We start from the raw sequence: 14,822 nt of genomic DNA, 5'->3' as shown, positions 1-14,822 counted from the left end.
GATTACTTTTCTGCATCAAAGACCATCTGATCCAGCCCCTGCTCCAGGAGCCGGATCAGCTCACCCGTGTTAAGGCATTCTCTAAGTCGCTGAATAAAGGTCTCATCCAGTAACCTTCGAGCCAGGCAGGCAAAAATCTTCATAGGATCGTCATTGCCTATGGATTCTGAGACACCTGGCTTTTTCACGGCTAATAGAAAAACCGTGTCCACCGGTTTTTCATCCACAGCCTGCCAGTCAATGGGATTTTTTAAACGGGCAATGCCAATAGAGTCACAGGTCACTGAGTCTGATTTACAATGGGGGATGGCAATACCTGCCCCCAGCCCTGTGGAGTACATTCGTTCCCGCTCCCAAATGGCATCCTCAATGGGGCGGCAATCCATTATCCGGCCATCGAGATCAAGAGCATCGACGATCGCCTTGATCACTTCCTCTTTGGTCAAGGCATCCAGATCCATCAAAATAATGTTTTCATCAAAGGTTGGGCGAGCCCTGGCGTCAAAACGGAATGCGGCCAATGACCGGTCCACATCCCTGATATTTTCACAAGCCATGACCTGTCCCAGCAGCTTCCCGCATGAGCTGGAGTCCAGTCGACTGATGCGCTCTTTTACTTTGGGAATATCAATAACTGGCACGCTCACTTCATCAACCCCCAACCCCAGCAACAGCGGCAACACCCTTACGTCTGCGGCCATATCACCGCATATGCCAATCCAGCGGTTATTCTTGTGGGCATCCGCCACCAGTTGGTTCAGCATTCTGATAAAAGAAGGGTGTAGATAGCTGTATAACGCGCTCACTCTCTCATTGCCACGATCAGCGGCAACAAAATACTGAGTCAGATCATTAGTTCCAATACTGAAGAAATCCACATAACTGGAGAGCTGATCAATGATAAAAACACAGGAAGGCACTTCGATCATCACACCAAACTCAACACTTCCGGCCTGTTTACTCTGTCTTTCCAGTTCACCCTGAACTTCTTCAATTTTACGCCGCACCCAGAGCACTTCGTCTACCGTGGCCACCATTGGCACAAGCAGTTTCACAGAACCCGCTGATGCGGCCTGGAGGATCGCACTGAGCTGCTTTTTTATGCCCTCCTCAAACCGGGGATACAAGCGAACAGCCCGGTCACCCAGAAAGGGGTTCCGCTCCTCTGTAAATGGCATAAATGCCGGAGGCTTGTCAGCCCCGAAGTCTACGGTTCTGAAAATAACAGGCCGGTCACCCGCTGTCTCAACAACACGCAGATAAACCTCAAGCTGCTCTTGCTCAGAAGGAAATTCGCTTCGGTTCATGAATAACATTTCAGTTCGAAATAAACCGATGCTATCTGCTCCCTGAGAAAATGCAGTACTGGCATCATCCCCCCCTGCAATGTTGCCACCCACCTCTATGGATACCGAATCGCAGGTCGTTACCCGTCGTCCTGTATAAGAAAGAAAGCGTTCATTCTGCTTCAGCAACTTCCGTCGTTCCTGCTGGTAATATCGCATCACAGGCTCTTCCGGGTTTGCAACAAGCAATCCCAGCCCTGCATCCAGAACAACCTCACAGGCACGCTCCATAAGCTCCCTGGCACCCTCAACACCAACAACCACAGGAATCCCACGGGCCTTGGCCAGCAATACAGTATGCGAAGCCTTTCCCCCGGACTGCAGCACCAATCCTTTAAGGCAATGTTTATCCAGGGACAGAAACTGACCTGGCGTCAGGTTATCCGCAAGACAGATGCTGTTCTTGGCCAATACATCGGGGCTGTACAATTTACCGCTTCCATAAGACAGCCGAAGCACCTGGTCACATAAATCCCGGATATCCACCACTCGATCACGAAGGTAGCTGCTTTCTCCGCTGGCAAGCACCTGAGTAAAGTGCTCCAGCGTTGCTTCAATACTTTCCGCAACGGATAAACCATTATCAATATGACCAATCAGCCGTGAGCGAAAGTCAGAGTCTCCTGACAAAGCCAGGTGCGCGTTCAACACCTCTCTTTCAGCGATCAGCTCTGCACCGTCCACTGCTACATGCAATTGTTGCTGAACCTGTTCCAGGGCACCCAGCAGGCGCAGCCTTTCTCCTGTAACCCCGGAATAAACCGGCCGGTCATCACCGGGCAGGAAACGATACTCCTTTAGCCATATCGGGGCCCCCTGTGCCCACCCCTCACCGACACCCTGACCGTAACAGGCATCAAGACTCTGATGCCTGAGAGAAGGAGGCAGCCAGCAATCCCTTTCAGCATCGGTCCCGGTTTCCTCATCAACAGGCAACTCATTCACCAGGAAGTGCCTGAGCCTGGCAAGTGCTTCAGACGCTCCAGAACCTTCCGCTACAACGGAACAGACATCCTGATAACAAACATCCGCTGCCACCAGAGACAGCACACTCTTGGCATTGGCCTCTCTTCCATTTCGTAAATTACGCAGAGTAATATCCGCTCCAAACACCTGGGCTTTCCTGACCAGACTGGTAGCAGGACGAGCATGCAGACCGTTGGTAAGCTCACAGGTGAAATGGAATTCCTTGAGACTCATACCTGTGACTTCCTCAAACAGTCCGCCCTCCCTGAAAAAGTAGAACCTCTGGAGCGCTGTTCTCTATGAAGCATAAACACCAAGGAAAGGAGGTACCGGAAAGAAATAACTAGCCCAACTGGGCCATCACGGCTTCAGGGTTCCTGATGGCTTCAGCCACCGGAACTTTTATAGACCTCAGACTGGAAAAGCGATATTCATCCTCAATAGCAATATCTACAGCAAAAATTGCCACATCAGCCGCCGCCACATCACTGGCCGTGATGGGGTTCTCAATACCCATCGCGCCCTGGGTTTCAACCTTAATGTCATAACCATGGGCCGCAGCAGCATCCGCCAGCTTTTCTGCAGCCATATAGGTATGAGCAATACCGGTTGGACAGGCTGTTACAGCAACAATCTTCATTCTCTATACTCCTCTGGACTGGCGAGTACCCCAACCCCAAGGCCATCACCTACTGCCACCCATTATGAATTGACTCAATCACTGGTTGAGTTGCGGGTTTTTTATGGGTTAACGAGGGTAAGGCTAGTACTAATCCTGACTTTTGGGAGCTATTCAAAAAGAAAGATAAGGTTATGACTGAAAATCAGTAAGATCGTTTAAACGTAAAAATGCGGACTTACACGGCCAAAGCCCGCAAGGATTACTGCAAGCCAGGGACTGGAAAGCTTCTAAGGTGGGCTCTACCGGTCCACTTTCCAGTGATCCGGTACCACAAACTCCAGACTGTCTAGAAGCTGACCAGTAGCCCCAAGTACCCGATACCGAGCGTAGGCTTCCTGGTAGATCGCCGATGTCAAGCTGTTGCTGGACTGAAACAGTTCATTTTCACTGTCCAGCAGATCCAGAAGGGTTCTTTTTCCAATGTTGAACTGTTCCCGGTAGGCATCAACGGTTTCCCGGCTGGCCTCTTCATGCACCAGCAGGTATTCCCTCTGTTCTCCCGTAAAGCGCAGAGCCGCCCAGGCAATCCGCAAACGCTCTTCCACATCCCTGGCCACCCGTGCCCTGCGTGAACGGCTTTCTTCTGCCTGATAGGCGCTCTCCTGAATTCTGGATTTATCCCCCCCTCCACTGAACAGGTTATACCGAAGACGAACCATCGCAGAGCTGTCCATGTAAGCACCCAACTGACCATCCGCATTGTGCTTCCAGCTGCGATCAACTTCAGCATCCAGGGTTGGCAGATAACTGCTTTTCAATGAGGAATAGAGGTATTCGGCCGACTCTATATCAAGATCCGCCGCTTTAAGGCTGGGGTGCTCTTTCAAGGCCAGATTAATGGCATCTTTTAGGTCTTCAGGAAGTTGCAGCTGGCTGTAGCCTGGATGTTCCAGATCTTTAGCCTCTGCTCCTACCAAAGCCTGGTATTCACTTAATGCATCCTGCAGATTATTCCGGGCACTTACCAGATTGGCGCTGGCCCTGGCTCTCCTCCCTTCCACCTGAATCAGGTCCGAACTTCTGGCCACCCCCTGCCGAGTTCTCTGTTCAATCTGCAGGAATATTTCATCATGAATCTGAAGGTTTTCCTCAGCCAGCTCCACCAGGTCACTTCTCTCAAGCACTTTCAAATAAACATTGATGATTTTCAGCGCCAGCTCTTCCAGTGTTGAAAACAACCGCCACTGTTCAGCCTGACTGTTCTTTTTGGCTTCCCTGACACTGTTCAGGGTATTAAACCCTGCAAAAAGGCTCTGTTTGATGGAGAAAGAGGCCTCTTTGCGGGTGTATGTGTGCTTGTCATCCTCTGCATCACTGGGCGTGTCTTTGCTCTGCCCCCCAATGGCCGCTGCAACATCCAGGCTCGGCCAGAAACCCGCCTTGGCCTTGCCAATGGCTTCCTGCCGGGCTTTCAGTCGGTTCAAAGCTACCTTCGCCTGAGGGTTCGCCAGCAAGGCATCCCCCAGTACTTCCTCCAGAGACTCTGCTTTCGCCTCAATATTCCATGTAAGCCAACCTGCCATTACTCCAGTCAGCAGAAATAAAAATCGGTTCATGGTCTTCCCTGTGCACAGTATACGGAGCGTTATTAGAGGGTTACATCGCCCGGAATTAATGAGACTTTATAGAAGCTTTTAAAATTCCTTCCCCTCTCTCCCTCAGGATTTCTGGTCAGCAATGTCCAAATTATGATAAAAAAGCAGGATATGCGATCCAGGTATCCGGTTGAATGATCGAGAGCGGGTCGAAAAGAAAAAGGTGGCGGCGAACCACCTTCTGCTTTTGCTTTGGATTGCCAGGGGGACGACATGCAAGAAGATGATAAAGACTTCAAAGTCATGATCATCGACGACAGTAAAACCATACGCCGAACGGCTGAAACGCTTTTAAAAAAAGCGGGGTGTAATGTAGTGACGGCCACTGACGGGTTTGATGCCCTGGCCAAGATTGCAGAATCAGAACCTGATATCATCTTTGTTGATATCATGATGCCTCGTCTGGATGGCTATCAGACCTGTGCCCTGATTAAGAACAATAGCGTATTCAAGGGGATCCCCGTTATTATGCTGTCCAGCAAGGATGGACTGTTTGACAGGGCAAAAGGCAGGATTGCCGGTTCTGATTATTATCTCACCAAACCCTTCAGCCGTGATGAATTGTTTGGTGCAATCCGTGACCATTGTCCTGACTATGCCCTGGCCGTTTAGAAGCGGATGGGGATTATTACAGTCATGATTTTAAATGATAAACCTGTTCTGGGTGCCGGTTCATGGCCTGCAGAACCAACGGCACCAGGGGGAATTTATGGCCAGAATACTCATTGTTGACGACTCACCGACGGAACTCTATCAACTGAGCGCCATGCTGGAAAAGCACGGTCACACTGTATTGACGGCAGACAACGGCGCTGATGGCGTGGCTCTTTGCAGGGACGAAAAGCCCGATGCCGTTCTCATGGACATCGTGATGCCCGGCCTGAATGGTTTCCAGGCCACCCGACAGTTGACCAAAGACAACACCACCAGCGATATTCCAGTTATCATTGTCACCACTAAAGACCAGGAAACAGACCGGGTATGGGGAATGCGCCAGGGGGCTAAAAACTATCTGACCAAACCCATCAAGGAAGACACACTTCTGGAAACGCTGAACGGCGTACTGGATGAGGTAGCCGCCTGAACCGGAGAAATACCCCGGTTTGGGTCCCATTGAAACCGATACCCTAGTCAGTAGAGCCCCATTCACAAGGGTCTTCGAGGACTGGATCAGGACAGGCTTTCAGATGGCTTTACATCCGGCCAGGGCTGCGGGCAACCGGAAGGACAAGGAGCACAATGACAAACGCCGTACACCCCTTCGAATATCTCGAAGCACTGGAGCAGAGCGCCTCGCTCTATAGTGCCCGGATACCGGACGCGCAAACAGACACCGCCAGTTGGAACGGAGTCTGTTTTATGCTGGGCAGCCAGCATCTTATGGTGCAGGTGGGTGATATATCTGAAATACTCCCTGTTCCCCAAACAACACCTCTTCCTGGTGTTAAGCGATGGGCCAAAGGAATAGCCAATGTTCGTGGGCGCCTGATTCCGATCGTGGATCTGGGAGAGTTTCTGGGCAACAGCCGTAAAACTCAGGGTAATACCAGCCGTATCCTGGTAGTAGAGAGAAAAGATCTGTCCGTAGGGCTGGTCGTTGATGAAGTTCAGGGAATGATGCAGTTTTCAAACAACAGTTTCAGCGAGGAGCTTCCGGCAGCCCTGCCAGACAGTCTCCATCCTTATACTCAAGGCTGTTACTCACAAGACGCTTATCTACAAGACAAAAAGTATGTGGTGTTCAGTATTGAACAGCTCATTTCCCATGAGCGTTTTCTAACAGCCGCCAGCGAATAGTAATTGAACAGGGTATTGATTTCAGATCAGGAAATCGGGGAATAAACCATGAAAGGCAAGCAAACGAAAAGGGAACAGGGAGGCAAGGCAAACCGGGCCACCATCGCCTCGATCATACTGCTGATACTGTCCCTGTCCGTCATGACCGGTGCATTTGTTTACAATGACCAGCAGTCAGAGCTCAATAAATCACACCTGACCGATGCCGGTGAGCTGAGGGTACTCTCCCAGCAAATCGCCAAAAACGCCTCTGAGGCGGCATCCGGTAAGGAAGAAGCCTTTCCCCTGCTGAAAGAAGCCACCTCCCTGTTTGGCCAGCACATCAGCTCATTGAGTAATGCCAGGCTCTCGGTGCTGCCCTTTGTTGATACCACCACCAGCCCGGCGGCCCGGCAGATAGAATCCCTGAACGCCGCCTGGTCGGAAATGAAAATTGAAACCGACAGTATTCTCTCTGCCGAAGACACGGTTCTCTCCCTTCATGATGTAGCCAGTACCCTGAGCGAAACCATTCCCCAGCTGCAGATTGAATACGATGAAGTGGTAGAAATCCTCCTGGAAAACAACGCTCCCTCTGATCAGATTGCCATGGCCCAGCGTCAACCCTGGCTGGCGGAGCGGATCATCCGGAGTGTCGCCAAAGTTCTGGAAGGGGGCGAAGACTCCATTATGGCGGCGGACAGTTTTGGCCGTGACGCCAAGCTCTTTGGTCGGGTATTGAGCGGCATGCTGGAAGGCAACGTAGCTATGCGCATCAGTCAGGTGACCGATGACGAGGCCATTGACCGCCTGGTTGAAATCTCCGACCTGTTTGAATTCGTCGACGGCAGTGTTGATGAAATTCTGGAAACGTCTCCGGAACTGTTCCAGGTTCGTGCCGCTTCCGACACCATTTTCACCGATTCCCAGCAGTTGCTGCAGCAAACCTCGGTTCTGGCCAATACCTTTGAGTCCTCAACCCAGATACGAAAAGTCCTTGAGCTGGTTACCCTGGTTTCCGGTGCGCTGGCGATTCTGTCGCTGGTGCTGATCGCATTCTCCATTATCAACGAAACCCGCCGCCGCCTTGAGGAGACCCGCGCTGAAAGTGAAGCCCGGGAAGCAGAGAATGCCGCCAACCAGAAAGCAATCTTGAGACTGTTGGATGAGATGGGCGACCTGGGTGACGGTGACCTTACCGTTTCTGCCAGTGTGACCGAAGACTTTACCGGCGCCATAGCGGATTCCTATAACTTCTCTATTGAACAGCTCCGGCTGCTGGTCAACACCATTAACCAGACCGCCGTGGCCGTAGACACCGCAGCCCAGGAAACCCAGTCCACCGCAAGACTGCTGGCAGAGGCTTCAGAGCACCAGGCCCAGGAAATCGGTGCCGCTACCCAGTCGGTCAATGATATGGCGGGGTCCATCGACCGGGTATCCTCAAACGCCTCGGATTCAGCCCAGGTGGCCGAACGTTCGGTACAAATTGCCGCCAATGGTGGGCTGGTGGTACGAAACACCATTGAGGGTATGACTACCATTCGCGAACAGATCCAGGATACCTCCAAGCGACTGAAGCGCCTGGGTGAATCTTCCCAGGAAATCGGTGACATCATCTCCCTGATCAACGAAATCGCCGACCAGACCAACATCCTCTCCCTGAACGCCGCTATCCAGGCCTCCATGGCCGGTGAGGCCGGCCGGGGATTTGCCGTGGTCGCGGACGAAGTTCAGCGTCTGGCTGAACGGGTCTCTGCAGCCACCAAGCAGATTGAGGCACTGGTCTCCACCATCCAGACCGACACCAACGAAGCGGTTATCTCCATGGAGCAAACCACCTCAGAAGTAGTTCATGGTGCCAGACTGGCCCAGGACGCCGGTGTGGCACTGGAAGAAATTGAGCAGGTCTCCAACAACCTGGCGGGGCTGATTCGCAATATTTCCGAAACCACCCGGGAACAATCCCAGTCGGCGTCGCAGATTTCCAACCGTATGACCACCATTCGGGATATCACCATCCAGACCTCCTCAGGTACCGAAGCCACCGCCCGGTCAATCGGTGACCTGGCTGGTATGGCGGTTGAAATGCGTCAGTCGGTCTCCGGCTTCAAACTGCCTGAAACCACTGAGTCCTGACATCGGAAGATACGCAAAGCATGGGAATGAAAACGGGAGTTCGGCATGACTGAACAACGTGATTACATCGGTCTGGACTGGGTGATCGGGGAAATCGAAAAAACCCTGACCGATGCCCGTCAGCATCTGGAGCGTTATGCCGAGTCCCCCGCAGACGAAGGACACCTGAACCAGTGCCGGGGGCAGCTTCAGCAGATTCACAGTACGTTGAAAGTACTGAGGCAAAAAGGCGCCCGGTTGTTGACCGGGGAGATGCTGGTATTGCTGGACAACCTGCTGACCCAGCAAAAAAGCGGTCAATCCATGGAGCAGCTCCAGGACCATCTGGTCATGCTGATGCAAGGAATGCTGCAACTGCCCGGGTACCTGGCCCATACATCAAGATCCGGAACCGACAACCCGGCACTGCTGAAAACCCTGCTCCGGGAGATGCGGGCGCTCAGGGGTAAACACGCCCTGACGGATATGGACTTCTTCACCCCCAATATTGCCAACCCCATTGCTGCCATTCCCCCGGAACAGCTGGGCAAATTAAAAAACAGCGGCTTTGCGCCTCTTGTTCGGAAAATCCGGCAGAAATACCAGCTTTGCCTGGCCGGCGTGCTCAGGGACAGTAACCGCGATAATCAGCTGATAGTCATCGGGAAAATTTTTGCAAAGCTTCAGAACCTCTGTTGGGGCTCCCCGATATCGCCACTCTGGGATGCCGCCACAGCACTGTCTGAAGGGCTGAGGGAAGGCTCCATTCCCGTTGACAGCCATGCCATCACTTTACTTCGGGAAATGGATCACCAGCTGAAACAGCTGGCGGAAAAAGGCGTTAATGGACTCAACGACCTGCCTCAGGAGGACCTGCTGAGGGAAATCCTTTACCGGATTGCCAAAGCCAGCAGCGATAACAACCTGATCGTTTCACTGAAGCACCGGTACTCCCTTGAAAAAGCTCTGGTTCCCCCACCTGCCACCACTGGTAATTTACTGAGTTACGATGCCGCCGCACCGGTGGTGCAGGCCATCAAGGAGGAGCTGAGTGCCATTAAGGATACCCTCGACCTCTTCCTGCTTAACCCGAAATCTAACCAGGCCAGGCTGCAGGAGCAGTTGCCCGTCTGCCAGAAAATTGCCGACACCCTGAGCATGCTGGGCCAGAACAACCTTCGCAGCATTATGCTGGCCCAGCAACAGGCACTTCAGGGAATACTGCATAATCCCCGGGAGGGCGATGAGATTGGTAACCAGCTGATCGATGTTGCCGCCAAGATGCTGGATATAGAAGCTGGCCTGAACCAGTACATGGGCTTGAGCCGCCCCGTTGTCAAAGACCAGACCATATCGCCACAGATGAGCGATATCCATCAGACGGTCATTCATGAAGCGCGCCAGAACCTGGAACAGGCCAAAGGCTCGGTGATGGACTACCTGGGCAATGAGCACAATCAGGAGTTTCTGGCAAAACTGCCTCCTCTGATGCAAACCATCCAGGGTGGGCTGGCCATCATTCCCCTGACCCGTGTTGCGGAACTGGTGAGCCAGTGTGCCCGACATGTCCAGAATCAGTGGCTGGGAAAAAACACCAAACCCAGCCTTGAAGAGCTGGAAGCCCTTGCGGACACCCTTGCAAGCATCGAGTTCTATCTGGAGCAGCTCAGCTGCGGAGCCTCTGCAGAAACTGAAAAAGTACTGGACATTACTCAACAGAGCCTTGAGAAACTTCAGCAAGGGCAGCCGGTACTGGCGTCACCGCCAGTTTCACAGACAACAGAAGACGCCGAGCCCCTCTTCGTATTGGAACGGGAGGGCAAACCGGAGCCCGGCCCTGACAGTGACACCCTGGAATTCCATTACGAAAGTCTGGATGCAGGCTCTCTGGGGGAAGAGAAGCCTGAATCCGAAAGCACTGATTATGGTTCCACCATTGAGTACGTCCCTGTCACTCTTCCTGAAGAGGCCAGAACCCGGAAGACAGAGTCAGACACAGGCAGTGCTGAAGAACCCCGGCTGAAAGAGGAAGTTCAGTCTGAAGAACCGCCCTTTGAGCCGGTGCTGCTGGAAGACCAGCTAATACCAGAAGTTCCAACTTCTGTTGCCGTCGAGCCGGTTATCGAGGCGGATGTCGAGCCAGCTCCCGAACCCGCCCAAAATGTAGCGATAAGCCCCATTACTGTCCATGAGACAGAAGAGGATGAGGATCTTCATGCCATCTTTGCGGAAGAAGCGGCTGACGTTCAGGATCAGCTTGAATCCAGCTTCACGCTTCTGCGCCAGGACACAGCCAACCTTATTTATCTGAATGATGTTCGAAGAGCCTTTCACACATTAAAAGGCAGTGGGCGCATGATTGGCGCCGATGTCATTGGTGAGTTGGCCTGGTCCATAGAAAATATGCTGAACCAGGCCATTGATGGCTCCATCAACCTGTCGGATCCAGTGATGGACCTGCTCGCTGAAAGCATTGAGATAATGCCGGAGCTAGTGAATGATTTTGCCAGTGACAGCCAGCAACTGACACCGGAAGTCCTGCTCTGTATGGAAAAGGCCGACGCACTGGGTAAAGGCATCAGCTTTGTCGCTGAAGTCCCTGAAGAGCAGGTGAACAGTGCCGCCGAAGAACCCGCCATGCTGTTCGGCCAGGTGGACGAGAGCAAGGAACGCCCTGAAGAGCCGGTTGCAGCCCCCTCCGAAGACGCGCCCAGGCAAGCAGAAAAAACCTCCAGTGCAAGCCTGGCAGAGGAAACCCCGGAAGAGCCGGGAATAGACCCACAGCTGCTGGAAGTCTTTGAAAGTGAGGCTAAAGGACACCTCAGCGTTGTCAAAGCCTTTATTGAAAGTTCCTACTGCCTCGGCAGCAATCTTCAGATCAGCGACCAGGTTCAGCGGGCACTCCATACCCTCAAGGGCAGTGCCTATATGGCAGAGATCACGCCCCTGGCTGACTGGATCGCCGCCATTGAGAAGACCGTCAAGGCTTTCCGGACCCACCTGATTCCAGCGGATAATCAGGTGATCAGTATGCTGGAGCAGAGTGTTGACCTGATTGAAAAGGCGCTGGTACAGCTGAAGACACCGCCCCACATCATCTCCCTGAAAGTGGACAGCTTCCTGAACTGGCTCAAGGCACTTCATGATGAACTGCTGAGCCGCATTCTCACGGAAGAAGAAACCCAGGAGCAACAACCGGTAGGGCAGCAGGCAGCTCTGTTCCTTGCCAGCGATCTCGACCTGTTACTGGATGCCGTCAGTTATCTGGATAAGTGGGTAGACGCCATTCCTGTTGAGGAACTGGACCGGTTCAAGTTCGAACTGAGGGTGCTCGCGGAAAACGCCACAGAAGCCCAGCTTCACCCTATGGCTGAACTCTGTGATGTACTGCTGGATGTCTGTGTCTACCTGGACAAGCACGCAACAGTTCTGCCAGAAGCACTGGCGACCCCATTCACCGAAGGCTTCGAGGCCCTGGTGGAAATGATGAACCAGGTGGCTTCACAGCAAACCCCTGAATCGCCCCAAAAGGTGTTCAGCGCTCTTCGTGAAGCCCTGGAAACCCTTCTTCAGGACAGTCCCTCTGCAGAGCAGGACTCCGATTTTGATGAAGAGATTATCCTGGAATCGGATCAATCTGAACCGGAAATGATTCTGGAAGCCTGTGATGAGCAGGCGTTTGAGGAAGAGGAAATCATTCTTGAGTCCTCTACTCAACCCGTGTCCGTGGAATCACTTGCTCCAGAAGCGCCCGCAACCCAACCAGAGCCCGCTATTCCCGAGCCCTCTATTCTGGTGGAAGAGCATTTGGACCAGGATCTTCTCCACCTGTTCCTGGAGGAAGCTTTTGACCTGGTGGAAGATTCGGCACAGGCTCTGGAAAACTGGCTGAAAGCGCCTGCTAATCTGGATCCTGTCAATGAACTCCAACGTCATCTGCACACCCTGAAAGGCGGTGCCATGATGGCGGAGCTTCATGAACTGGGACAACTGAGTCATAGGCTGGAAGACGTCTACGAGTCCATCACGACCCATAGGTGCCCACCGGATGATGCCCCCCTGGCCCTGATTCAGAAAACCCACGACACCATTGAGTCAGCACTCAAGGCTCTCAGCACCGACCAGCCCGTTCCTGACTTCAGTGTGATGCTTGAAGAGCTGAAAAACTGGCAGGGGCGTCTTGCCGGTAAGGCTTCGACTCCGCCGACCGCTTCCTTCGAAGAGCCCCAGGTCGAGACACTGCCTGATTATCTGGGCAAGGCTACACCAGAAGGGCAAAAAGCCCCTGTTACTGGCGATACAGCGAAGGGAGAAAAAACCGGCGACAAAGCCTCTACCGAGAAGGTATTCCCTGAATGGCTGCCCTCTCGCAGCATCAAGCCCCTTTCATCCAGAACGCTTTCTTCGGGCACACTCACCTCAGCGGTTACCCCTAAAGCATCGCCTGCTCTTAAGGCTTCAACTGCCGGTCAGTCAGGTGCACAACACCAGAACAGTGAAATGGTCAGAGTCCCCTCTGACCTGCTGGAAACCCTGATCAACCTGGCGGGTGAAGCCAGCATTAACCGCTCCCGGATTGAACAGCACACTGCGGATGCCGTTAAAACGCTGGATGAAATGAACACCACCATCATCCGGGTAAAAGAGCAGCTGCGCCGACTGGACATTGAGACCCAGACCCAGATTCTGTCCCGTCACCAGGGAGACCTTGGGGAAAACCCCGATTTTGACCCCCTGGAAATGGACCAGTATTCAGAGCTGACCCAGTTATCCCACTCCCTGGTTGAGTCTGCTTCCGACCTTATGGACCTTCGTGAAGCATTGCAGGAAAAAAGCAGGGACACGGAATCCCTTCTCCTGCAGCAGTCGCGAACTCAGATTGAACTCCAGGAACAGTTAATGAAAGCCCGTATGGTGTCTTTCAGCCGACTGGTACCCAGGCTGCGTAAAATTGTCCGCCAGGTGTCTTCTGATCTGGATAAACCCGTTGAACTGGTGGTAACCAACGCAGAAGGTGAGATGGACCGTACCATGCTCGAGCGTATTCTTGCTCCTCTTGAGCACATGCTGCGTAATGCCATCAGCCACGGTATTGAAGACTCTGCAGAAGAGCGCCTGAAGCTTGGCAAACCCGAACAGGGCCAAATAGAACTGTCCATCAGCCGGGACGGTGCCGATGTACTGGTTGATCTCTCAGACGACGGTCGTGGCATTAACACCGAGGCCGTTAAGGTCAAAGCACTGGAACAGAATCTGATTTCGCCGGACACCCAGATCAGTGACCAGGATGCCATCGGGCTCATTATGGAATCCGGCTTCAGCACCGCCGACCATGTCTCTCATATTTCCGGGCGTGGTGTCGGACTGGATGTGGTCAATAGCGAAGTCCATCAGCTCGGTGGCAGCATTCAGATTCATTCCGAGGCCGATAAAGGCACCCGTTTTTCTTTGCGGTTACCTTTCACTCTATCCATCAACCGGGCGCTGATGGTGGAAGTGGGCAGCAGCCTCTATGCACTGCCCATGCACGCCATTGATGGCATTTCCATGATTTCCGCCTCTTTGCTGAAGGACTGCTATGAAAGTGGATCCCCACTGGTCTATGGCAATGGCACTGAGCACCAGGTCATCTACATGGGACAGCTTTTGAACTCTGGCACTCCACGATTTGCCGATGAACAATGCCCCGTGGTACTGGTTCAGCGTGGCAGCGAAAACCTGGCGGTACAGGTAGATAGCATTATTGGCAGCAGAGAGATCATCACCAAGAGCCTCGGCATTCAGTTTGCCGGACTGGCCGGCGTGAACGGCGCAACCATCCTGGGTGATGGCCGGGTGGTGGTGATTATTGACCCAGCCGCCCTTTATCGCAAATACCAGATCTCAACACCGGACAGCACTGAAAAAGTAGAACTGGATGCCATCGAGCAGGCCACACGGGTTCTGGTGGTGGACGACTCAGTCACGGTACGAAAAGTCACCAGTCGTCTTCTCGTTCGCCAGGGTTACGAAGTCAGTGCTGCCCGAGATGGTGTGGAAGCAATGAATCAGCTGTCGGAACAGAGGCCCGATATTATCCTGCTGGATATCGAAATGCCTAAAATGGATGGATTTGAGGTAGCCAGTGCCATTCGAAATGACCCGGAACTGAAGGATATGCCCATTATCATGATTACCTCACGGACCGGTGAAAAACATCGTAACAGGGCATTTGGACTGGGGGTTAACGAATACATCGGCAAACCTTTCCAGGAAGGACTGCTACTGGAAACCATTGAAAAGCTGATCACAGTCGAGCAGCCTTAAGCCTATAAAACCGGGGCTCCAGAGCCCCGCGAA

At 52.9% G+C, this 14,822-nt stretch carries 8 protein-coding genes; 5 read left to right on the top strand and 3 right to left on the bottom strand.

What is annotated here, in order from left to right; genetic code table 11:
• Positions 1-2: 2 nt before the first annotated feature.
• The 3 genes from ptsP to ACNRUY_RS02775 form a co-directional block, all read right to left on the bottom strand.
• Positions 3-2,546 carry a phosphoenolpyruvate--protein phosphotransferase gene (ptsP, locus tag ACNRUY_RS02785; RefSeq protein WP_488110116.1) on the bottom strand — a complete coding sequence of 848 codons (2,544 nt, stop codon included), beginning with the start codon at positions 2,544-2,546 and terminating at the stop codon, positions 3-5.
• 109 nt (positions 2,547-2,655) lie between these two features.
• Positions 2,656-2,952 (bottom strand): PTS fructose transporter subunit IIB, encoded by a 297-nt coding sequence (locus tag ACNRUY_RS02780; protein WP_488110115.1) that lies wholly within the window; start codon positions 2,950-2,952, stop codon positions 2,656-2,658.
• Positions 2,953-3,233: 281 nt separating this feature from the next.
• Positions 3,234-4,550, bottom strand: a complete 1,317-nt coding sequence (locus ACNRUY_RS02775) for a TolC family outer membrane protein (protein WP_488110114.1) — start codon at positions 4,548-4,550, stop codon at positions 3,234-3,236.
• 252 nt (positions 4,551-4,802) lie between these two features.
• Here ACNRUY_RS02775 and pilG point away from each other — a divergent pair, with 252 nt between their 5' ends.
• The 5 genes from pilG (at position 4,803) to ACNRUY_RS02750 (ending at position 14,789) form a co-directional block, all read left to right on the top strand.
• Entirely contained in the window at positions 4,803-5,201 is a 399-nt protein-coding gene (gene pilG / locus ACNRUY_RS02770) for a twitching motility response regulator PilG (RefSeq protein ID WP_488110113.1), read from the top strand.
• Positions 5,202-5,298: 97 nt separating this feature from the next.
• Entirely contained in the window at positions 5,299-5,673 is a 375-nt protein-coding gene (pilH, locus tag ACNRUY_RS02765; protein WP_488110112.1) for a twitching motility response regulator PilH, read from the top strand.
• A 155-nt stretch (positions 5,674-5,828) separates the two neighbouring features.
• The gene (locus tag ACNRUY_RS02760) at positions 5,829-6,386 is read left to right on the top strand and encodes a chemotaxis protein CheW (RefSeq protein WP_488110111.1); all 558 of its coding nucleotides are present in this window, start codon (positions 5,829-5,831) and stop codon (positions 6,384-6,386) included.
• Positions 6,387-6,527: 141 nt separating this feature from the next.
• The gene (locus ACNRUY_RS02755) at positions 6,528-8,504 is read left to right on the top strand and encodes a methyl-accepting chemotaxis protein (RefSeq protein ID WP_488110167.1); all 1,977 of its coding nucleotides are present in this window, start codon (positions 6,528-6,530) and stop codon (positions 8,502-8,504) included.
• A gap of 45 nt (positions 8,505-8,549) precedes the next feature.
• Positions 8,550-14,789 carry a hybrid sensor histidine kinase/response regulator gene (locus ACNRUY_RS02750; RefSeq protein ID WP_488110110.1) on the top strand — a complete coding sequence of 2,080 codons (6,240 nt, stop codon included), beginning with the start codon at positions 8,550-8,552 and terminating at the stop codon, positions 14,787-14,789.
• Positions 14,790-14,822: the final 33 nt, after the last annotated feature.

The sequence above is a fragment of the Endozoicomonas sp. Z74 genome (genome assembly GCF_057680865.1).
This window is presented reverse-complemented; position numbering and strand designations above follow the sequence as displayed.

Bases quoted from the DNA above. Each gene is read 5' to 3' on its own strand.
- ACNRUY_RS02775 (WP_488110114.1), bottom strand. From the start codon at position 4,550: ATGAACCGATTTTTATTTCTGCTGACTGGAGTAATGGCAGGTTGGCTT.
- ACNRUY_RS02750 (WP_488110110.1), top strand. From the start codon at position 8,550: ATGACTGAACAACGTGATTACATCGGTCTGGACTGGGTGATCGGGGAA.
- ACNRUY_RS02760 (WP_488110111.1), top strand. From the start codon at position 5,829: ATGACAAACGCCGTACACCCCTTCGAATATCTCGAAGCACTGGAGCAG.
- ptsP (WP_488110116.1), bottom strand. From the start codon at position 2,546: ATGAGTCTCAAGGAATTCCATTTCACCTGTGAGCTTACCAACGGTCTG.
- pilG (WP_488110113.1), top strand. From the start codon at position 4,803: ATGCAAGAAGATGATAAAGACTTCAAAGTCATGATCATCGACGACAGT.
- ACNRUY_RS02780 (WP_488110115.1), bottom strand. From the start codon at position 2,952: ATGAAGATTGTTGCTGTAACAGCCTGTCCAACCGGTATTGCTCATACC.
- ACNRUY_RS02755 (WP_488110167.1), top strand. From the start codon at position 6,528: ATGACCGGTGCATTTGTTTACAATGACCAGCAGTCAGAGCTCAATAAA.
- pilH (WP_488110112.1), top strand. From the start codon at position 5,299: ATGGCCAGAATACTCATTGTTGACGACTCACCGACGGAACTCTATCAA.